This is a genomic window from Streptomyces griseus subsp. griseus (genome assembly GCF_003610995.1).
Taxonomy (GTDB): Bacteria; Actinomycetota; Actinomycetes; order Streptomycetales; family Streptomycetaceae; genus Streptomyces.
In genome coordinates this window covers 6,713,886-6,734,368 of record NZ_CP032543.1, presented here as the reverse complement: position 1 = coordinate 6,734,368, position 20,483 = coordinate 6,713,886, and the positions used below count along the sequence as shown (strand labels likewise).

The following is a 20,483-nucleotide window of genomic DNA, read 5'->3' as shown; positions in this document are numbered from 1 at the left end:
GCTCTAGTTGTACTTCGAGTCGGCCATCACCATGGCGCCCGTGGCAGTGCTGCACGGCCACGGTTCACCAGGGCATCCGGTGCACGTCGGGTTGGTGCGATTGCTCGGTGCGTGCGCCGCCAGGCCAGGAGCCGCGACGCCCAGGGCCCACCGCTCCCTCTCGGGCAAGGTCCGGTCGATGTTGTTCGCCTTGCTCACGGCCCAGTCGTACTTGGCCAGTTGCTGGTGCAGCTCGTCGATCATGGCATTTGAGCTTACCGCGGCCAGTATACGGAGAAGGCCGCCGTTTCTGCTGTGTGCGCGACCCTAAGCTCATCGCGGATACCAGCCGAGATGCTGGAGAAGAACGGTGAGGCCGAAGACGGCGGCCATGCCCACGACCCACACCACCACGGCGAGCACCCGGTACTTCACTGCCGCACCGACAGCAGGTGAAGTCCGGCGGGCCCCATGCCCGGGTCGTCGTCCGCGTTGTCGAGCCAGCTGTCCAGATCCGCGGATCACCCTCGCGTCGGCGGGGAGGACGAAGTCGATGCGGCCGTCCCGCCAGATGACGGCGGATCACCCCCGCGTCGACGGGGAGGACTGCGACGGGGACCCGTAGCCCTTACCGACCTGCGCATCACCCCCGCGAACGCGAGGACGCTCCGCTCGCCAGGGAGGGCGCTCGGCGCGGGTGGCGGTCCTCCCTGCCGACGCGGGGGTGTTCCACTGGGCGGAAGGCATTTCGTTCCAGCCCTTGCCATTGTTCCCGCCGCCACGGCGCCAAGCCGGTTCCGGAGCGACCCGCCAACTCGCCGCCACCACGGGCTGACAATCAGGGGTGCACTCCGTGCCGACCAAGATTCCGGGCCATACGCGGACCAGCCGCCTACGGCTCGGCCGCGTAGTGGCCGTTTCCGCTGGTCAGGGGCCATGGGAGGCGTGTATCACCAGCAGACGAAGAACCTGCTGGAACTCTGCGCAGGTGACTGAGTGGGACCGCTCAGCACTACGAAATTCCGGCACTTTGCCGAACCCGTACAGTCAGGAGCCCGCCTGACCAGCGGCGGGATGCACCTGATGACCCATCAGAACGAGCGCCAAGATACCTCGGAGAGCGTCATTTCAGCGTCAAGATATCGCCCGTAACACCAGCAATGCGCATAGCGCACACGCTCCGAACCTGCAGGTCAGGCGCCCTTTGCGGCGGGCTCCAGGATGGCCAAGCATTCCACCTGATGCGTCATCGAGAAGCATTCTCTCGGCACAGCACCTGACACTCACTTCCGCAAGCGTCGGCAACTTAGCCGCCCATCGACGATTAGTCAAACCGGTGTGTCTGCAGACGATTGTTGTCCACCGTTTGCCCCGAGCACCACTGCGGATCAGTTCACCAGAAGGGAATCACCGCTTCCGGCGCACGCAGGATCCCCCAACTCTCCACCTGCGGGCTGCGTCGCCCGTCGTCGGCCGCATTTCACTGCATCCCTCTGATGCTCTCCTTACCCCCGGAGATCTACCGCTCTTGCCCATCGGACCGACAGCAGCCTACACAGACCATCAGGCGCACACAGAGAATGAGAAAGAGGCCCAATTCATCCTAGATGATAGCCAATCGCCTCTCCTGGCCAATGTCTGGTATTCGACACGCGACCTTGCCGCCCGCCTGCGCGTAGACACCTCGACTCTGCGCCGTTGGCGCACCGCCCGGCCGCCCCAGGGCCCGCCGTTCGTTGCGGTTTCGGAACGCGTCATCGTGTATAGCGCGGTCGACGTTGAGGAATGGCCGCGTTGCCGCCGGACCGTTCCGCGCGGAGACGCATGACGGCCGAGAAAGCCGTTGTGCCGGTCGGTGTCCGACTCACGACCGACATCGAGTACCGGCCTGATCGCCCCAACCCGTACCGTGCGCGGGTCCGCTGGTTCGACCCGGCTACGAAGCGGCGCCTGTCCCTGTCGGAGGGGAAGGCGGACGAGGACGAAGCGCAGGAGTGGCTCCAGTCCATCATCGAAGCGGCTGAGGCAGGGCTGTCCCCGTCGCTCGCCACCATGAAGCTCGCCGAGTACGGCAACGCGAACATGGACCTCGCGTTGCGCGGCCTGGAGTTGAAAACGCTCGATCCCTACCTGTCAGGCTGGCGGATGCGCGTCGTGCCCGCCCTGGGCCACCTCGCGGTCCGGATGATCACCAACGGTGCTGTCGACCGAACCGTGCAGAACTGGATCGCCGACGAGCTCAGCCGCTCAACGGTCAAGAACACCATCGCCGTCCTGGTCCGCGTCATGGAGCAGGCAGTCCGCGACGGCATCATCAAGGTGAACCCCGCCCGGGTGACCGGCTGGCAGAAGCTCTACAAGCAGGCCGAGGACGAACTCCTCGACCCACGCGCGCTCGCCCTGCCCGAGTGGGAAACACTCGTCGCACTGGCCGACGCACTCGTGGCCGCCTCCCACGACGAGTACCGCGGCTGGGGAGACGTGGTCATCTTCGCCGCGTGCACCGCCGCACGGATCGGCGAGATCTCCGGCTGCCGCATCGGAGACATCGACACCACCCAGTGGATCTGGACCGTTCGCCGTCAGACCACACCCGCCCCCGGCGGGCTGACCGACAAAGGCACCAAGGGCAAGCGGGCCCGCAAGGTTCCCATCGTCGAGGAGATCCGCCCCCTCGTCGCGCAACGCATCCTGTCCGCCGGCCCCAATCCGGACGCCGGCCTGTTCACCGGCCCACGAGGCGGACGCATCTCCACAGCCGTCCTGCGCGACGCCACACACTGGGACGACGTGGTCACCAAGCTCGGCTACGAGCAGCTGCGCCGCCACGACCTACGGCACACCGCGCTGACCTGGTTCGCCGACGCCGGGGTCCCGGTACACGTGCTCCGCAGGATCGCCGGCCACGGTTCGCTGACCACCACCCAGCGCTACCTCCACCCGGACGTCCGCAAGATCACGGCGGCCGGGGCTGCGCTCTCGGCTCACTTCAGCGCGCTGCGCGCACCACGCTCGCTGCCGGGCCCCGTCGTCATGACCCGTTGACACGGTCAGGGACGTCGCACCTCCAGTTGGTCCCCAACTGGTCCCCAGAAATGATCAAGGGCCGGTTTCGGATTGCTCCGAAACCGGCCCTGATCTGCGACTGTCTCCAGTCGGGACGACAGGATTTGAACCTGCGACCCCTTGACCCCCAGTCAAGTGCGCTACCAAGCTGCGCCACGTCCCGGTGCCCGTCTGACCTGGGGTTTCCCGTGGCCGAACGTGCATGAGAACAATACCGCACTTGGGCAGGTGGTCACGAACCGCTTTCCACGGTTGACCTCAACCTTGGTTGATGTTGAACGCTCGGTGTCATGACGAACACGACCGCCGCGCCGGTACGCGGCCTCCGCCCCTCCCCCGACTTCCACGGCCTCGGCCGCCTGATCTCCCTGATGACCGGCGCCGAGAAGCACGCACCCGCCGCGCACTCGACGACGGACGCGCTGTGGGTGCTCTACGACCGGGTGCTACGTGTGACGCCCGCCACCGCCGACGACCCCGATCGCGACCGCTTCCTCCTCTCCAAGGGGCACGGCCCCATGGCGTACTACGCCGTGCTGGCGGCCCACGGGTTCTTCGACGAGGAGGTGCTGCGCGGCTTCGGAACGTACGGTTCGCCGCTCGGCCACCACCCGGACCGGCTCCTCGTCCCGGGTGTGGAGATCGGCAGCGGCTCGCTGGGGCACGGCCTGCCGCTGGCCGTCGGGACCGTCCTCGGGCTCCGGGCCCAGGGGCTCACCGATCCCCGGGTCTGGGTGCTGGTCGGCGACGCCGAGCTGGACGAGGGCAGCAACCACGAGGCCATCGCCCACGCCGGGCCGGCCGGTCTTGACCAGCTGCACACGGTGGTGATCGACAACGCCTCCGCCACCCACGGCTGGCCCGGCGGCATCGCCTCCCGGTTCGAGGCCGCCGGGTGGTCGGCGGCGACGGTGGACGGCCGCGACCACGAAGCCCTGTACGCGGCGTTCACGGCGCCCCATCCCGGCCGGCCCCGCGCCGTGGTGGCCCGGGTCGAACCCAAGGCCTGACCCACCCCCGTAGAACCGCAGCCCAGGCCGGTCCGCGACCGGCGGATTCCCAGGAGGACCCCTTCATGGACACCATGCGTGACCGCTTCATCGCCACCACCACTCAGCTCCTGGCCGAGGAGGACCGGCTGGCCGTCGTGCTCGCCGACATCAGCGCCGACGGCTTCGCACCGGCCCGGCGGGCCCACCCGGACCGGGTGATCAACGTCGGCATTCGGGAGCAGCTGCTCATCGGGGCCGGAGCGGGGATGGCGCTCACCGGGATGCGGCCGATCGTGCACACCTTCGCCAGCTTCCTGGTGGAGCGGCCGTTCGAGCAGGTCAAGCTGGACTTCGGCCATCAGGGGGTGGGCGGGATCCTGGTCAGCGCCGTGGGCTCGTACGACTGGCCCGCCGGGGGCTTCACCCATATGGCGCCGGGCGACGTGGCGCTCCTGGACACGCTGGACGGCTGGACCGTCCATGTGCCGGGCCACCCCGACGAGGCCGAGGCACTGCTGCGGGGAGCGGTGGGCGGGGACGATCGTGTGTACGTACGCCTCTCCCTCCAGGCGAACCGGGAGGCGCGGCACGTGGACGGTACCGGGGGCTTCTCCGTCGTACGCGAGGGGCAGGGCGGGACCGTCGTCGCGGTCGGCCCGATGCTGGACAACGTCCTCGCCGCGACCGAGGGGCTGGATGTGAGCGTGCTGTACGCCGGCACCGTACGGCCGTTCGACGCGGTGGGCCTGCGCCGTGCCGTGGGCGCCGGTCCGGGCGCCGATGTGGTGATCGTGGAGCCCTATCTGGCGGGCACCTCGACGTCCCGGGCCGGCGAGGCGCTCATGGAGCTGCCGCACCGGGTCCTCGGCCTGGGGGTGGGGCGCGCCGAGCTGCGACGGTACGGGCAGATGGAGGAGCACCTGTCGGCGCACGGGCTGGATGCGCGGGGGCTGCGGGAGCGGATCACCGGGTTTCTGCGGGGGTGAGGGGCGGGGTTGATGGCGGTGGGGATCTCGTCTCCCGGGGGGCGCCGGCGGGGCCACGTCGGTACGGTGCCGCGCCAGGCGGGTCTCAGCCACCGTCGCCCCGTACCCGCCGGACACCGCCGGCAGGGTCCGCGCCCGCCAGGCCCCTGCCGTGACCCCTCGCCGGTCGAGGCTGAGCCGGCGGACCTGCGGCCGGGCGCATCCCGACGACCACCGCCCCGCACCCCTCGGGCGCCACGCGCGCGCCCCCTCACCCCTCCCCCGCCCCCTCCAGCTCCGGATGCGCCGCCAGCAGGCGGCGCGGAGCGACCTGGCGCCAGGCGTCCGTGAGGATGGCGGTGAGCTCGCCCGCACCGTCCAGGGCGGACAGCCGGACCCGGAGCCAGCCGTAGTTGTCGTCGTGGCCCTCCTTCAGGAAGAACTTCTCCGGCTCGGTGGCGATCAGCTCCGCCCGGTCCTCCTTGGGGCACTTCACCCCCATCGCCGTGTCGTCGTCGCCCAGCGAGGCGAAGACCTTGCCCGCCACCCGGAACGTGGGCCGTCCCCAGGCGAGCTTCTCCGTGGTGTCGGGCAGGGACAGCGCGGCCGAGCGGACGTCGGCCGCGGTGAGCGGGGTCTTGCTCCTGGCGGTCATTCCCGGTGCTCCGATCGCTCGCGCCCCGGCGGCCGTTGCCGGGATTCGACCGTAACGCCCGGGACCGGCATCCACCCCCGGCCGGAACCTCCGCCGCACCCGGACCGGCGGAGCCCTCAGACCCATTGACCCCGTCGGAGGGGTGAACCTACGCTGAGCGGCGTACTTCAGAAAGCGCTTTCTACACCCCACAGTCGGCCTCTACCGCACAGGGAGCGCCCCATGAAACGCCCTTCGTTACGCCGGGCCGGCCGTGTCGGCCGTTCTTCCGGCGCCCCGTCCCCCCTCATCGCCGTCACCTCGCTCCTGGCTCTGGTCCTCGCCCTGCTGGTGGCGGCGCCGCCGGAGGCGCGGGCGGCGGCCCCCTACCGGGTGCTCGTCTACTCCGAGGTCACGAACTTCGCCCATGACTCCATTCCGGCCGGGATCGAGGCGGTGCGGAAGCTCGGGGCCGATCACGGCTTCGAGGTGGAGGCCACCGAGGACTCCGCCGTCTTCAACGACGCCGATCTCGGCCGCTTCCAGGCCATCGTCTTCAACAACACCAACTCCACTCCGGAGAAAGGCGACTTGCTCACCGCCGACGAACGGTCCGCGCTCCAGCGGTTCATCCGCGCGGGCGGCGGCTGGGTGGGCGTGCACGCCGCGTCCGCCAGTGAGCGGGACTGGGACTGGTACGAGGGCCTGGTCGGCGCGATCTTCGACCAGCACCCCGAGGTGCAGACGGGCCGGGTCAAGGTCCTGGACCGCGCCCACCCCTCCACGGAGCATCTGCCGGACCTCTGGGAGCGGACGGAGGAGTGGTACAACTGGCGCTCCAATCCGACCTCCAAGGTGCATACACTCGCACAGATCAAGGTGCGTGACGGGGTCACCGGCCTCGACGAGGGAGTGGACCACCCGTTCTCCTGGTGCCAGAACTACGACGGCGGGCGCTCCTGGTTCACCGCGGGCGGGCATGACAAGGCGGCCTTCGAGGAGGAGGCCTTCGTGCAACACCTCCTCGGCGGCATCCAGTGGGCGGCGGGCGCGGCCGAGGGCGACTGCACCGCGACCCGCACCGGTTCCTTCCAGCGGACGGCGCTCGCGACGAGCGACCTGGCCGACCCGTTCGAGCTGGCGATCGCCCCCGACCGCCGGGTGTTCTTCGCCCAGCGGACCGGCAAGCTGAAGGTGATCGACCAGGAGACGATGAAGGTCTCGACCGCGCTGGACTTCGCGTACACGCCGGAGATGACCAGCCAGTCCGACGGCCTGCTGGGGCTGACCCTGGATCCGGGGTTCGCGGAGAACAACTGGCTCTATCTGCTCTACTCCGACAAGGTCGAGAAACGGCTCAACCTGTCGCGCTTCACCGTGGACGGCAGCACCGTCGATCCGGGTTCCGAGAAGCGGCTGTTGACCGTTCCGACGCTGCGGGGCGAGGGCCGGGCCAACTCGCACATGGCCGGTTCGCTCGCCTTCGACAAGGACGGCAACCTGTACGCGGCCACCGGCGACAACACCGACCCGTTCGCCTCGGACGGCTTCACGCCGATCGACGAGGGCGAGGGGCGGCGCGCCTGGGACGCGCAGATGACCGCGGGCAATACGAACGACCTGCGCGGCAAGATCCTGCGGATCACGCCGCAGGACGACGGGACGTACACCGTGCCGGAGGGGAACCTCTTCGCCCCGGGCACGGAGAAGACTCGTGCGGAGATCTACGCGATGGGGATGCGCAACCCGTTCCGGATCACCACCGACCCGCGCAGCGGCGCGCTGATGGTCGCGGACTACGGCCCCGACGCGCGGGCGGCGGTGGCGGACCGGGGGCCCGAGGGGACCGTCGAGTACACCCGTATCACCGAGGCGGGGAACTTCGGGTGGCCGTACTGCATCGGGAACAACACCCCCTTCAACGACTACGACTTCGCGGCGAAGAAGTCCGGCCCGAAGTTCGACTGTGCGGCACCGGTCAACGACTCGCCGAACAACACCGGGCTGCGTGAGCTGCCGCCCGCCCAGCCCGCCACGGTCTGGTACGCGTACTCCGCCTCGGCCGAGTTCCCGGAGCTGGGCACCGGGGGCGGCGGGCCGATGGCCGGACCGGTCTACGACTACGACCCGGACAACACCTACCGCACCAAGTTCCCGGAGTATTTCGAAGGGAAGTCGTTCAGCTACGAGTTGACCCGGCGGTGGTTCAAGACGTTCTCGTTCCAGAGCGAGGACCAGACCTTCACCGATCCCCGGTTCGACCCGGTGAAGGCGGGCGAACTCCACTCCATCAACGGCATCTTCGAGGACATGGAGTGGAACCAGCCCTTCGACGCGGACTTCGGTCCGGACGGGGCGCTGTACGTCATCGACTTCGGGCTCGGCAGCGGTACCGGGCGGGGCGGCAGCAACGAGGGCGCGGGCATCTACCGGATCGACCACGTCGGTGACGGCCGGCTGCCCGACGCCAAGCTCTCCGTCGACCGGGACAGCGGTCCGGCCCCCCTCACGGTGGAGTTCTCCAGCGAGGGATCGGGGCTGCCGGGCGACCAACCGGTCACCTATGCCTGGGACTTCGACGGTGACGGCACCACGGACTCGACCGAGGCCAACCCTTCGCACACGTACACCGCCAAGGGGCTCCACACGGCCCGCCTCACCGTCACCGGACCCGACGAGCTGACGGCACTGGCGGTGCAGGACATCACCGTGGGCAATACCCGGCCCGAGGTGACCATCCAACAGCCGCCGGACGGAGGGATGTTCAGCTTCGGTGACACCATCCCCTTCACGGTCGAGGTGACCGACGAGGAGGACGGGAAGAGCGGTCCGATCGACTGCTCGCGGGTCGTGGTGCAGTCGCAGCTCGGCCATGACACCCATCTGCATCCGCTGGACAACTACACCGGCTGCACCGGGGAGATCGTCACGGACGCGGGCGACAGCCACGGTCCGGGACAGAACCTCTACTACGGGATCACCGCCCAGTACGAGGACAAGGGCGCCCCGGACGCCCCCGCGCTGACCGGCTCCACCTCCTTGACCCTGCGCACCTCCTACCGCGAGGCCGAGCACTTCACCGCGACCGGTGGCCGCAACGGCGGTGCGGAGATGGGCAGTCGGGCCGACGCCTCGGGTGGCAAGCGGCTCATCGAGATCGAGGACGGCGACTGGGTCACCTTCGATCCGGTGAACCTGAAGGGCGTCGACTCCGTGACGGTCGGCGCGTCGTCGGGCGGGCTCGGCGGCACGGTGGAGTTCCGGGCCGGCTCCCCCACCGGCGAGCTGCTCGGTTCGGTGACCGTTCCGAACACCGGCGGCTGGGAGCGGCTGATCTCGCCGACGACGGAGCTCAAGGACCCGGGCTCCACGACCACGCTGTACGCGGTCTTCACCAACCCGGAGTGGAGCGACGGCAAGGCCGACCTCCTCTCGGTCGACTGGCTGCGCTTCAACGGGCCGGGCGTGGAGAAGGCGGGCGGTACGGAGGTGACGGTGGAGGCCGAACCGGCTTCCGGGACGGCGCCGTTGACCGTCGCGCTGAGCAGCACGGTCGCACCGGCGGAGGGCCGGACGATCGCCTCGTACCACTGGGACTTCGGCGACAACGTGAAGCCGACCGGGCCCGAGGGGGCGACGGCGACCCACCGTTACGACCGCAAGGGTGCCTACACCGCGCACCTGACGGTCACCGACGACAAGGGCGACACGACCACCGGTGCCGTGCGCATCGACGTGAAGTGAGAGGCGGAGAGCGCGTGAACAGCACACGAAGAGCCTTTCTCGGCAGGGCAGTCGGTACGGCCGCTGTCGCCGTCGCCGTCGGCATCGGCGGCGCGGCCCCGGCCTCGGCGGCCGGGCGGCGGGGCTGCCGGCGCATCCCGCCGTCCGGGATCGGGATGCACCTGTACACGATGCGGACGCCGCTCGCGGCGGATTTCGCGGGGACGCTGGAGAGGCTGGCCCAGATCGGATACGCCACGGTCGGGGTCAGCGGCCGGCACGGCAACTCCCCTGCCGCGATACGGCAGATGCTGGACCGGGTGCGCCTTAAGGCGGTGCTGGAGCACGTCGGCTACGACATCGTGACCGGCCCGGGACTCCCGCAGGCCCTGGAGGACGTCCGCACCCTCGGCGGCCGGTGGATCGTGGTGCCGAGCCTGCCGGGGTCCCTGCACTCCCCGGCCGGATACCGGGAAGTGGCACGGCAGTTCAACCGGGCGGGGCTCGCCGCCCGGGAGTCCGGGCTGAAGCTGCTCTACCACAACCACGGCGGCGACCATGAAGTGGTGGACGGGGTCAGCCTGTACGACATCCTGCTGGCCGAGACCGATCCGGAGCTGGTCGGCTTCGAGCTGGATGTGTACTGGGCGGCCAAGGGCGGCTCCTCCGCCCCCGGCGAGCTGTTCGTCCGGCACCCCGGACGGTTCCCGGCGCTCCATGTAAAGGACATGGCACCGAACGGGGACTTCGCGGACGTCGGGTCGGGGGTGCTGGACTTCCCGGGGATGTTCGACACCGCGCGGCAGGGCGGGGTGCGGCAGTGGCTGGTGGAGCATGACGCCCCGGCCGACCCGTTCGCCTCGGCCCGGGCCAGCTACCGGTATCTGTCGAGGCTGCGCTACTGACGGTGGCCACCGGGCGGTGGTGGTGCGTGCGGTCCGGCCCCGGGTGTGCGGTCCCAGGCCCGGGGCCGGACCGTGGGCCCGGCCGGGCCGGAACGCGCTCAGCGCTGCGCGGCGAGGAGTTCCCCGTACCAGGCGAGGGTGGCGTCGATGGCCGTCTCCAGCGGGGTGGGGGTGAGTCCGAAGGACCTCTCGATGGCCGAGGAGTCGAGGATCTGTGCCTCGGTGTGCTGGTAGAACATCTCCGCGTACTCCGCCATGAAGACCTCGTCGAAGGGGCCGAAGGGCCGGGGTTCGGGGACCACGGTCAGCTCCAGCGGGTGGCCGGTGCGCTCCTCGACGAGGGCGAGGATCTGACGGGTGGTGCGGGCCGGGGCGGTGGGCAGGTGCCAGACCCTGCCGTCACCTTCCGGGTGCTCCCCGAGGGTGGCGAGGCCGGTGGCGACGTCCTCGATGTACGTGTAGCTGTGCGGCAGGTCGACGTCGCCGAGGGCGGGCACGGGCTGTCCGGTCAGCGCGGCCGGGAAGACCGCGCCGCCGAGCGTGGAGTTGAGGACCCCGGGGCCGACGAAGTCGGCGGAGCGCCCGAGGACGACGGAGAGCCGGCCCTCGCGGTGGGCGGCGAGGTAGCGGCCGTCGAGGTCGGCGCGCATCCGGCCCTTGCGGGTGGTCGCGTTCCACGGTGACTCCTCGGTCATCACCGCGCCGTGCGTCTCGCCGTACGGGTAGAGCGTGTCCAGGACGACGAGCCGGGCACCCTCCCGCTCAACCGCCCCGAGCACCGCCTCCTGGATCCTCGGCATCACCTCCACCTGGAGGTGGTAGCCGACGTTGACGCAGTGGTACACGACGGCGGCTCCGGCCACGGCCGCCCGGGCCCCCTCGGCGGTGGCGACATCGGCGGCGCACCGCTGGACGCCTTCGATCTCCGGGCCGCCGCCCGACCGGTCGACGAGCCGGACCGGGTGGCCCCGGCGGGCCAGCTCCGTGGCCAGGGCCGTACCGGCGGGTCCGGAGCCGAGGACGGCGTGCAGAGCGGGTGCGGTGGTCATGATGTGCCCCTTCGGGATAGGTCCGTCCGGGCCGCGCTGCCAGCGCGCCGCCAGAACAGTTCATCACTTATGTTAGATACCATAACTCTCGCGATAGATAGTCGCAACAGCTCTTGTTAGACCCTGTAACAGAGGTGCGCTCGGCCGGTGAGTGAGACGAGCCCGTGATGGAACGGGCCCAGAAGGGGCCGCGAGCCCGGTACCGGGAGCAGACCCGCGCGGAGATCAAGGACGTGGCGCTGCGGCAGCTCGCGGAGGGCGGCACCACCGCCCTCGCGCTGACCCGGATCGCCAAGGAGACGGGCCTCTCCGGCCCTGCCCTCCACCGCTACTTCACCAGCCGCGACGATCTGCTCAACTCCCTGATCAGGGACGGCTACGACGATGCGGCGGCCGCGTTGGCCCGGGCGGCGGACCGCTCGGCCAAGGGCTCTCGTGGCGTACGGGGGCGACCGCACGATCTGGCGGCTGCGCACCGCGCCTGGGCGGTCGCCGAGCCCCACCGCGATCTGCTGGTCCAGGGCGCCCCGGTGCCCGGCCATGTGGCCCCGGCCGACACATGGGAACGGGCCCGCGTGGTGCTGGGCCCGTTCCTCCCGCTCTTCGCCACCGGCAGTCCCGGACCCGCCGTGGCGTCCACGGCGGACGGGATGACCGCCTGGCTCGCGGCGGACAGCACGGTGGGGTCATGGCTGTCCCGGTACGCGCCGGAGGCGGCGGGCGCTCCGGACGGGGAGGTCCGGGCGGCCTCGGCGGTGGCGGGCGCGGTGCCGGCCTGTACCCAGTCGTACGGCTCGGTGAGCCTGGAGGCGGGCCGGCCAGTTCGCCGGGGTGGCACCTCGGGGCCGCACGCTGCTGGGCGCGCGCATGGAGATGCCGGAGGACGCGGTCGGGCTGGGGTGAGGGAGGGGCGGGCGCCGTACGCGCCTCACACCGTGGGCCCGCCCGCGTACCCCCTCACACGATGGGCCCGCCCGCGTGCACCTCACATGACGGGCGCTCCCCTACGCCCACCCGGCAACCGCACCTCCCGCCCCCTCAGTCCTGCGCCGACACCGCCCCCAACAGGTCGCGGATGTGGGCCGCGGCCTCGCGGAACTCCGGGCGCCCCAGCGTCTCGCTGTAGTCGCGCTCGGCGGGCAGCCCCACCTCGATGATCTCCGTGATCGTGCCGGGGCGCGGACTCATCACGACCACCCGGTCGGCCAGATAGACGGCCTCCGATATCGAGTGGGTGACCAGCAGCACCGTCGTACCGGTGGACCGCCAGATCCGGTTCAGTTCGGTGTTCATCTGCTCGCGGGTCAGGGCGTCCAGCGCGCCGAACGGCTCGTCCATCAGCAGGACGGGCGGCTCGTGGAGCAACGCCCGGCAGAGCGCGACCCGTTGCTGCATCCCGCCGGAGAGCTCGTGCGGGTAGGCGTCCTCGAACCCGGTCAGCCCCGTCATCCGGATCAGCTCGTCGGCGCGTCCGCGCGCCTGTGCCGCCGGCATCCGGCGGATCTCGGCCTGGAGCAGGATGTTCCGCAGCGCGGAGCGCCACTCCAGCAGGGCCGCGCGCTGGAAGACGTAACCGATGTCGTGGCGCGGCCCGTCGACCCGCTCGCCACCGAGCAGGACCTCGCCCGAGGAGGCCGTGAGCAGCCCGGCCACCAGCTTCAGCAGCGTGGACTTGCCGCACCCCGACGGGCCGACGATGGCGACGAACTCACCCGGTGCCACATCCAGCGAGACCTCGCTCAGCGCCGTGACATCCCGCTTCTTGCTACGGAACCGCACCGCCACATCCGACAGTTGGACCGCCGCCGCCCCGACGCCCCTGGAAAGCGGGGGCGCTGTCGTCGTCTCCTTCGGCATCGCCGTCATCCCTTCAACGCCGTCTTCGTGTCCCAGTAGTCGGTCACGGCCTTCGGCGAGGCCACCATGCCCGCCTCGGCGAAGACGTCGATGGTCTGCTGCCAGTCGGCCTCGGTGTTGACGCCGGGCGCCTTGCCCTCGGTCGCGTCCGTGTGCAGCAGGGTGAGCGTCGTGGCGAACTGCTCCGACAGGACGGTTTTCGGAGGCAGTTGCTCGGACGCGCCCTGCATCGCATCGACCGCGGGACCCGGCTCCTTCGCCGCCGCCGCCCATGCCTCGCTGACCGCCCGCACCATGCGCTCGGCCAACTCCGGCTTCGCGGCGAGGATCTTCTGACCGGCGAGGAGCCCGTTGGAGTAGAAGTTCAGGCCGTGTTCGGAGAACCGGAGGTAGGAGACCGGCTTCTTGGCCTTGTCCTGCATGGTGGGCCCCTGGTCACTGGCGTAACCGAGCAGTCCGTCGGTCTTCCCGGAGATCACTGCGGCGATCTTGCCCGCCGGGTCGGTGTTCTGGACCTTGACGTCCGATTCGCCGACGCCGTTCTTCTTCAGGAAGATCGGGAAGGTCTTGGAGAGCGCGTCCCCGGCTGTCCCGGCGATCGTGCGGCCCTTGAGATCACCGGGCGCGGTGATGCCCTTCGCTTCGAAGAACTGCACGGAGGCGGGCGTGGTCTGGAGGAAGACGCCGAGGCTCTTGACCTTGACGCCCTGGTCCACCCCCGCGAGCAGCGCCGGGGTGTCCGCCCAGCCGAAGTCGCTCTGCCCGGCGGCGGTCGCCTGGACGGTCTTCTGCGAGCCCTGGCCCGCCCGGACGTCCAGGTCGATGCCGTGCTTCTCGAAGATCTTCTGCTGCTTTCCGTAGTAGAACGGGGCGTGTTCGCCGTACGGATACCAGTTGAGCGTCAGCGTGACCCGGTCCAGCTTCTTGCCGGAGTCGCTGGTGGTGGTCGACGCGTCGTTGCCGCCGCAGGCGGTCGCCACCAGGACGAGGGGTACGGCACCGATCAGGAGTCTGCGCGCGTGCATGGGCTGGCCCTTCTCGCAACGGGTCGATACGTGGAGCGACGTGAGCGGTCAGTACGTGGTGGTCGCCGAGGTCTCCCGGCGGCTGGCGTGCCACGGCAGCAGGAGCTTCTCGGCGATCTCGACGACGACGAAGAGCACGACGCCGATCAGCGACATCACGAGCAGCCCTGCGAAGAGCATCGGGGTGTCGAGGTTGCCGTTGGCCTGGAGGATCACATAGCCCAGCCCCTCGTTCGCCCCCACGAACTCGCCCACCACCGCTCCGGTGACCGCGAGGGTGACGGCGACCTTGAGGCCCGAGAAGAGATGCGGGAGCGAGGCCGGGAAGCGGATCTTCAGGAAGGTCTGCCAGGGCTTCGCCCCCATCGTGGCGGAGAGTTGGAGCATCTCCGGGTCGACGGCCTTGAGCCCGGTGACCATCGAGATCACCACCGGGAAGAAGGCGATGAGGACGGCGATGAGGATCTTGGGCCCGATGCCGAAGCCGAGCCACACCACGAAGAGCGGGGCGATGGCGATCTTCGGCACCACCTGGGCGAAGAGGAGGATGGGGTAGAGCGTGCGCTCCACGGTGGAGGAGTACACCATCACCACCGCCGCGAACACCCCGACGGCGACCGCGATGACGAAGCCGAGGAGCGTCTCGTACGTGGTCACCCAGCTGTGTTCCCAGAGGTAACCCGCCTTGCCCGTGAGGACATCCAGGGTCGCGCCGGGCGACGGTACGAGATACGGCTCCACCAGCTCGGCCGCCGCGATCACCCACCAGAGCGCGAAGCAGGCCAGCAGCAGCGCCACCGGCCGCCAGCTCTGTTCCGCGGCCCGGGTCAGCCGCTCCCCCGCCGTGGGGCCGGCCCGGCGGGCGACCCCACCGGCTCTGCGGGCCTCTTGGCCAACGCGCTCTCACTCACGGTGAACTCCCTGGAATCCGGAGGCAGTTGTGACGAGTTGTGCGATTCTGTGATCCAGGCGGATCCTGGCGGCGGTGAGCTGAAGGCGCTTTCAGAAAGCGCTTTCTGGTAAGGTGCCGCCACGCTAATGACTGTTCGCGCACACGGTCAATAGGTCGTCCCGAAGTTTCGGGGCCCTGCCACCACCGCACCCCTGGGGGTCGAGTTGAGTGAACGGGAAACACCTCTCCACCCCGATACGCGTCGCCGCGTACCGGCCCCCCATGTGACCCTGGACGCGGTGGCCCGCGAGGCGGGTGTCTCCCTCGCCACCGCGTCCCGGGCGCTGAACGGCACCACCCGGGTCCGCGACGATCTGCGCAGCCGGGTCCACGCAGCGGCCGATCTCCTCGGCTACATCCCCAACGCCCATGCCCAGGCCCTCGCCAGCTCCGAGGGCAACCGTGCGGTGGGGCTGATCTGCCACGACGTCAGCGACCCCTACTTCGCGGGCATCGCCAGCGGGGTGATGCGGGCCGCGGCGGAACAGGACCTGCTGGTGATGCTCGCCTCCACCTTCCGTGAGCCGGCCGGGAGATCGCGTACGTCTCGATGCTGCGGGCCCAGCGAGCCCGGGCCATCCTGCTGATCGGCTCCGGCTTCCAGGACCGGGCCTGGGAGCGGGCGATGGACGCGGAGCTGGATCCGTACGTTCGCGCCGGCGGCCGGGTCGCGGTGGTGAGCCGGCACCGGTCGCTCCGGGTGGACACCGTGCAGCCGGAGAACCGGGCCGGAGCGGCGGAGCTGGCGAAGGCGCTGGTGGCGCTCGGGCACCGGGAGTTCGCCGTGCTGACCGGGCCGCCCGAACTGACCACGGTGGCCGACCGGTTGGCCGGTTTCCGCGAGGGTCTCGCCGGTGCGGGCATCGGCCTCGACCGGGTGGTCCGGGGGGCGTTCACCCGGGAGGGCGGCCACCTGGCGGCGCAGCGGTTACTGGCGTCCGGCGGGCCCCGGCCGACGTGTGTCTTCGCGGTGACCGATGTGATGGCGGTCGGTGCGCTGGCCGCGCTGCGCGAGGCGGGGGTGCGGGTGCCGGAGGACATGTCGCTGGCCGGGTTCGACGACATCCCCGTCGTACGGGAGTTGTCGCCGCCGCTGACCACGGTGGCGCTGCCGCTCACCGAGATGGGCGAGCGCGTGATCGCGCTGGCCCTGCGCACCCCCTCGGGGGCGGGGCGGTCGCGGGTGGTGCGGATCGACGGGGAGGTGGTGCTGCGGGGCAGTACGGCTGCTCCGCCCGGGAGTTGAGGCAGCCGCCCTGACGCTCACGGGTGACGGTAGCCCTCCCGGTGGTCGATCTGACGCACCAGCTCCTGGGCGAGGGACTTGATGGTGTCCAGGCCGGCCCGGCCCCAGGGGCGCGGCACGGTGTCGACGGCGCAGACGGTCCCCAGCGCGATGCCCGTGCGGTCGATGAGCGGTGCGCCGAGGTAGGAGCGGACACCTATGTCGTCGACGACCGGGTTTCCGGCGAACCGGGGGTAGTCGCAGACATCGTCCAGGACGAGCGCCTTCCGCCGCACGACGACGTGCGGGCAGTAGCCGTGGTCGCGCGCCATGTAGCGGGCGCTGCGACCGCTGCCCGCCGCGACGGCCCCCAGCTCCCGTCCGCCCCGGTTGCCCGCCGGGGTGTGCAGCCCCGCGAAGAACTGCCGGTTCTCGTCGATGAAGTTGACCATCGAGAAGGGCGACGAGGTCACCTCGGCCACCTTGTCGGCGAAGGCGTCGAAGCTGTCGAACGAGGCGTCGGCCCGTTCACCGAGATCCAGCCGCCGCAGCCGCTCCGCGCGGGCCGGGCCGTCCCGGTCGGCGGGGGTGAGCAGCATCCGGCCGGTGGCGAAGGACGTCACTGGTGAGCCCCGAAGGCCTGGAGCGGAGCGGGCGCGGAAGTGGCGTTGATCAGATGTTGTACGAGGGTGACCAGCGCCCCCGTACCGGAGCTGGCGATCCGCGCGTCGCACAGGACGACGGGCACCTCGGGTCCGAGGTCGAGTGCCGAGCGCACCTCGTCGGGCTCGTAGCGGTAGGCGCCGTCGAACTCGTTGACTGCGACGATGAATCCGATACCGCGCCGTTCGAAGAAGTCAACGGCGGCGAAGCACTCCGCCAGCCGCCGGGTGTCGGCGAGCACCACGGCGCCGAGCGCGCCCTGGGAGAGTTCGTCCCACATGAACCAGAACCGCTCCTGGCCCGGCGTGCCGAACAGATAGAGGACGTGCTGTTCGGAGAGGGTGATGCGGCCGAAGTCCATGGCGACGGTGGTGGCCGTCTTGGACTCGACGCCGTCGAGATTGTCGGTCCCCACGCTGACCTGGGTCAGCAGCTCCTCGGTGCTCAGCGGGGCGATTTCGCTGACCGCACCGACGAAGGTCGTCTTGCCGACGCCGAATCCGCCCGCGACCAGGACCTTGAGGGCCACGGGGAAGAACTCGGTGGTTCCGGTGCGGTCAGAGCTGTCGTCGTAAACCATCGAGCACTGCCTCCAGCAGGGATCGGTCGGTGGGCGTGTCATGGAAAGCGGGGGCGTGCGCGGTGACCGCCCCGCAGTCGACCAGGTCGGAGAGGAGGACCTTGGTGACGACCGCGGGCAGCCGGAGGTGTGCGGCGATCTCGGCGACGGACATGGGGCCCTCGCACAGTCCGAGCGCCACGGTGTGTTCGGGCCGAGGTGGATGTCCGGTTCGATGCCCGTGGCCATGACCAGGGAGAGCAGGTCGAATCCGGTGGACGGCCGGGTGCGGCCGTTGCTGACGGTGTACGGGCGGATCAGCCGGCCGGCCGCGTCGTCGAGCAGGGGCCCGTCCTGCGGGGCCGGCATCCTCACAGCCCCGGGGTGAAGGGCGCCCCGGCCGGCTGCCGCAGCGGGGTCATCAGATAGGGACGGACGCTCTTGACCAGCATCGCCATCTCGTAGCCGAGCACCGCGGCGTCCGCCTCGCGTCCGGCGAGGACGGCGAGACAGGTGCCGGATCCGGCGGTGGAGACGAACAGGAGCGTGGAGTCGAGTTCGACGACCACCTGCCGGACGTCGCCGTTGTCGCCGAAGCGGGCACCGGCGCTGCGGCCCAGGGAGTACAGACCGGCGGCCAGGGCGGCCATGTGGTCGGCGCTGTCGGGGTCCATGCCGTGGACGGATTTCACCAGCCCGTCGGCGGAGAGGAGCACCGCGCTGCGCGTATAGGGCACGCGTTGGACCAGTCCGCTCAGCAGCCAGTCCAGGTCCGAGACCTGACCGGCCTGCATGTCGCTCGCCATCGTGTCTACTCCTTGAAGGTCGTGTCTTTACGGGGTTCCGGCACGGCGTGGCCCGGCAGGAAGAGGTCGTGCCCGGTCTGCGGGCGGCCGGCGGGCGTGCGCGCTTCGCCTGTTCCGCGTACGGGAAGGGGGGCGAGGGGCTCCAGGGGGGCGTCGAGTGCGGTCGGCACAGCGGTGGCCTCGCCGTATCCCGTGGCGGGCCCTTCCTCCTGGGCGGTCTGCGCCTCGGCGAGGTCGACACCGCGCCGGAAGGCGGCCATGAGGCCCGGGTCGTGCAGGGCGTGCTCGTCCTCGACCCGGGGCGCGGGGGCCTCCCGCAACTGCGGGACGAGGCTCTCCTGGTTGGCCCGCTTGGGCAGTTCGGGGCGGGCGGCGGGCGGCGCGGGCCGGTCGACCCGCTCGGGGACGAATGCGGCCGGGGCAGGGCCGTCCGCATGCTCCGGCGTGAAGGCGGCCGGTGCGGGGCGGTCGGGGGCGGATGCCGAGGGTGCGGTGCGGTCGGGGGCGGACGCGGGTGGTGCGGGGTGGTCGACGCGTTCGGCGCGCAGCGGGAGGGGCGGGGCCTCGCCGCGGGGCCCCGGCGTGCGGCTCTCCGGTGCGGCGTGCGCGTGCGAGCCGGGTGCCTGGGCGTCGCGCGGGTGACCGGCGGGCGCCTGGGCGGGAGGACCGGGGACGGCCTGCGGCTGGGCGGCCTGGACCTGCGGCGGTGCGGTCGGGGCCGTACGTCCGTCGTCGGCGGGCGGCCGGTGTACGGCTCCGGGCGGGGGTACGGGGGCGGCGCCGGGCGCTGCCGCGGCGTCCGGGTCGGCCCCGAGGAGGGTCTGCGGCAGGACGAGGACCGCCTGGGTGCCGCCGTAGATGTTGCTCTGGAGCCGGACCGCGATGCCGTGGCGGCGGGCGAGGGCCGAGACGACGAACAGGCCGATCCGGCCGTCCTGGAGGAGGTGGGCGACGTTGACCTGGTCGGGGTCGGAGAGGAGCGCGTTCATCCGGTTCTGCTCGTGGTCCGGCATGCCGAGGCCGCGGTCCTCCACCTCCAGCGCGAGTCCGGCGGTGACGCGCTGGACGCGGAGCAGGACCTGGGTGTGCGGGGCGGAGAACACCGTGGCGTTCTCGACCAGTTCGGCCAGGAGGTGGATCACGTCGGCGACGGCGTGGCCGCGCAGGGTGCCCTCCATCGGGGGACCAGCTTGACCCGGGGGTACTGCTCCACCTCCGCGATGGCCGAGCGCAGCACCTCGGTCATGGTGACCGGGTTGCTCCACTGGCGCCGGGAGACGGCCCCGCCGAGGACGGCGAGGTTCTCCGCATGGCGGCGGATGCGGGTGGCCAGGTGGTCGACGTGGAAGAGGCCCTTGAGCAGGTCGGGATCCTCGACCTCGTGCTCCAGTTCGTCGAGGATCTGGATCTCGCGGTGGACCAGGGACTGGAGCCGCCGGGCGAGGTTGACGAAGACCTCGACCTTCTGTTCGTTGCCGGTGGAGCTGAAGAGCTGCGAGGCCTGGACGACGGCGGCGACCGCGGCGTCCTGGGCCCGTCCCATCTCCTGGGCGAGCAGGTCGAAGGCGTCGCCGTCGGGGGCGGGCGGCTGCGGCGGGCGCCGTGGGCCGACGGGTTCTCCGGCCCGGAGCTGCTCCACCACGCGCTGGAGGTCGGCCTGACCCTGGGCGCTGGCGCGGCGGAGCGTCAGGGCCCGGTCGAGTACGCCGTTGGCCACGCGGTGGGCGCCGAGATAGGCGGCCGCGATGGCGGCGACGGCCAGGGCGGCCGATCCGCCGAGCGCGGCCCACAGGCTCGGGGACGGGTCGACGGCGCCGTCCCGGATGGTGAAGATGACGGCTGCCGCGCCGCTGAGCAGGGCGGCGATGGTGGGGAGCAGGGCGGTGCGCAACAACTGGGGGCGTAAACGGCCCTCGGAGTTCGGCTGGGCGGCACGCGGCCTGCTCGGGGCCGAGTGGGTGCGTGCGCCGGGGCGGCCGTGCCGCCCGCCCTCACGGCGGTCCGGTCGCGCGGCGGGTGCGCGAAGTTGAGACATCAGCGTCCTCGGTACAGGGGGCACCAGGAATCGGCGTTCCTGTCGGCG

16 protein-coding genes, 1 tRNA gene and 3 pseudogenes are annotated in these 20,483 nt (G+C 70.9%); 8 read left to right on the top strand and 12 right to left on the bottom strand.

Annotated elements, in window-relative coordinates:
- Nucleotides 1-3: 3 nt before the first annotated feature.
- Nucleotides 4-243, bottom strand: coding sequence for a hypothetical protein (locus tag D6270_RS30190; protein WP_109162537.1), 240 nt, complete (start codon nucleotides 241-243; stop codon nucleotides 4-6).
- A gap of 1,560 nt (nucleotides 244-1,803) precedes the next feature.
- On the opposite strand from D6270_RS30190, the gene D6270_RS30180 reads away from it, so the two are divergent.
- Nucleotides 1,804-3,024, top strand: coding sequence for a tyrosine-type recombinase/integrase (locus tag D6270_RS30180; protein ID WP_109162538.1), 1,221 nt, complete (start codon nucleotides 1,804-1,806; stop codon nucleotides 3,022-3,024).
- Nucleotides 3,025-3,134: 110 nt separating this feature from the next.
- Here the strand turns inward: D6270_RS30180 and D6270_RS30175 are convergent.
- A tRNA-Pro gene (locus tag D6270_RS30175) sits at nucleotides 3,135-3,208 on the bottom strand.
- Nucleotides 3,209-3,335: 127 nt separating this feature from the next.
- Here D6270_RS30175 and D6270_RS30170 point away from each other — a divergent pair.
- Both D6270_RS30170 and D6270_RS30165 read left to right on the top strand, forming a co-directional pair.
- Entirely contained in the window at nucleotides 3,336-4,055 is a 720-nt protein-coding gene (locus D6270_RS30170) for a thiamine pyrophosphate-binding protein (protein WP_109162539.1), read from the top strand.
- Nucleotides 4,056-4,120: 65 nt separating this feature from the next.
- The gene (locus D6270_RS30165; protein WP_109162540.1) at nucleotides 4,121-5,023 is read left to right on the top strand and encodes a transketolase family protein; all 903 of its coding nucleotides are present in this window, start codon (nucleotides 4,121-4,123) and stop codon (nucleotides 5,021-5,023) included.
- A gap of 250 nt (nucleotides 5,024-5,273) precedes the next feature.
- Here D6270_RS30165 and D6270_RS30160 read toward each other — a convergent pair whose 3' ends face one another.
- Nucleotides 5,274-5,657, bottom strand: coding sequence for an MmcQ/YjbR family DNA-binding protein (locus tag D6270_RS30160; RefSeq protein ID WP_109162541.1), 384 nt, complete (start codon nucleotides 5,655-5,657; stop codon nucleotides 5,274-5,276).
- Between the two features lie 222 nt (nucleotides 5,658-5,879).
- Between D6270_RS30160 and D6270_RS30155 the strand changes: the two genes are divergently transcribed.
- Together D6270_RS30155 and D6270_RS30150 are read left to right on the top strand one after the other, a co-directional pair.
- Entirely contained in the window at nucleotides 5,880-9,380 is a 3,501-nt protein-coding gene (locus D6270_RS30155) for a ThuA domain-containing protein (RefSeq protein ID WP_109162542.1), read from the top strand.
- Nucleotides 9,381-9,535: 155 nt separating this feature from the next.
- Nucleotides 9,536-10,264 (top strand): sugar phosphate isomerase/epimerase family protein, encoded by a 729-nt coding sequence (locus D6270_RS30150; RefSeq protein ID WP_109167214.1) that lies wholly within the window; start codon nucleotides 9,536-9,538, stop codon nucleotides 10,262-10,264.
- A 98-nt stretch (nucleotides 10,265-10,362) separates the two neighbouring features.
- Here D6270_RS30150 and D6270_RS30145 read toward each other — a convergent pair whose 3' ends face one another.
- On the bottom strand, nucleotides 10,363-11,313 hold the full coding sequence (locus tag D6270_RS30145; RefSeq protein ID WP_109162543.1) for an NAD-dependent epimerase/dehydratase family protein: 951 nt from the start codon (nucleotides 11,311-11,313) through the stop codon (nucleotides 10,363-10,365).
- Nucleotides 11,314-11,480: 167 nt separating this feature from the next.
- On the opposite strand from D6270_RS30145, the gene D6270_RS30140 reads away from it, so the two are divergent.
- Nucleotides 11,481-12,470: a TetR/AcrR family transcriptional regulator gene (locus tag D6270_RS30140; RefSeq protein ID WP_318780032.1), complete on the top strand. Its 990-nt coding sequence runs from the start codon at nucleotides 11,481-11,483 to the stop codon at nucleotides 12,468-12,470.
- On the opposite strand, the gene D6270_RS30135 is transcribed toward D6270_RS30140, so the two are convergent.
- The 3 genes and pseudogenes from D6270_RS30135 to D6270_RS30125 all read right to left on the bottom strand — a co-directional run bounded on the left by D6270_RS30135 (nucleotide 12,352) and on the right by D6270_RS30125 (nucleotide 15,106).
- Nucleotides 12,352-13,170 (bottom strand): ABC transporter ATP-binding protein, encoded by an 819-nt coding sequence (locus tag D6270_RS30135; RefSeq protein ID WP_204117036.1) that lies wholly within the window; start codon nucleotides 13,168-13,170, stop codon nucleotides 12,352-12,354. The two genes, D6270_RS30140 and D6270_RS30135, sit on opposite strands and share 119 nt — an antisense overlap.
- Nucleotides 13,171-13,175: 5 nt before the next feature.
- On the bottom strand, nucleotides 13,176-14,195 hold the full coding sequence (locus tag D6270_RS30130) for an ABC transporter substrate-binding protein (RefSeq protein WP_109162545.1): 1,020 nt from the start codon (nucleotides 14,193-14,195) through the stop codon (nucleotides 13,176-13,178).
- A gap of 48 nt (nucleotides 14,196-14,243) precedes the next feature.
- A pseudogene (locus D6270_RS30125) lies at nucleotides 14,244-15,106 on the bottom strand (ABC transporter permease).
- 265 nt (nucleotides 15,107-15,371) lie between these two features.
- On the opposite strand from D6270_RS30125, the gene D6270_RS33465 reads away from it, so the two are divergent.
- Together D6270_RS33465 and D6270_RS30120 are read left to right on the top strand one after the other, a co-directional pair.
- Nucleotides 15,372-15,734 carry a LacI family DNA-binding transcriptional regulator gene (locus D6270_RS33465; protein WP_225976986.1) on the top strand — a complete coding sequence of 121 codons (363 nt, stop codon included), beginning with the start codon at nucleotides 15,372-15,374 and terminating at the stop codon, nucleotides 15,732-15,734.
- Nucleotides 15,698-16,393, top strand: coding sequence for a LacI family DNA-binding transcriptional regulator (locus tag D6270_RS30120; protein WP_225976985.1), 696 nt, complete (start codon nucleotides 15,698-15,700; stop codon nucleotides 16,391-16,393). Before D6270_RS33465 ends, D6270_RS30120 begins: the two co-directional genes overlap by 37 nt.
- 17 nt (nucleotides 16,394-16,410) lie before the next feature.
- On the opposite strand, the gene D6270_RS30115 is transcribed toward D6270_RS30120, so the two are convergent.
- The 5 genes and pseudogenes from D6270_RS30115 to D6270_RS30095 all read right to left on the bottom strand — a co-directional run bounded on the left by D6270_RS30115 (nucleotide 16,411) and on the right by D6270_RS30095 (nucleotide 20,435).
- Nucleotides 16,411-16,995, bottom strand: coding sequence for a GAF domain-containing protein (locus D6270_RS30115; protein ID WP_109162548.1), 585 nt, complete (start codon nucleotides 16,993-16,995; stop codon nucleotides 16,411-16,413).
- On the bottom strand, nucleotides 16,992-17,615 hold the full coding sequence (locus D6270_RS30110; protein WP_093689137.1) for a GTP-binding protein: 624 nt from the start codon (nucleotides 17,613-17,615) through the stop codon (nucleotides 16,992-16,994). The genes D6270_RS30115 and D6270_RS30110 overlap by 4 nt, the downstream gene beginning before the upstream one ends.
- Nucleotides 17,593-17,963, bottom strand: a pseudogene (locus D6270_RS30105) (DUF742 domain-containing protein). The gene D6270_RS30110 and the pseudogene D6270_RS30105 overlap by 23 nt, the downstream one beginning before the upstream one ends.
- Before the next feature lie 2 nt (nucleotides 17,964-17,965).
- Nucleotides 17,966-18,400 (bottom strand): roadblock/LC7 domain-containing protein, encoded by a 435-nt coding sequence (locus D6270_RS30100; RefSeq protein ID WP_109162549.1) that lies wholly within the window; start codon nucleotides 18,398-18,400, stop codon nucleotides 17,966-17,968.
- A 5-nt stretch (nucleotides 18,401-18,405) separates the two neighbouring features.
- Nucleotides 18,406-20,435: pseudogene (locus tag D6270_RS30095) on the bottom strand (ATP-binding protein).
- Nucleotides 20,436-20,483 lie beyond the last annotated feature (48 nt).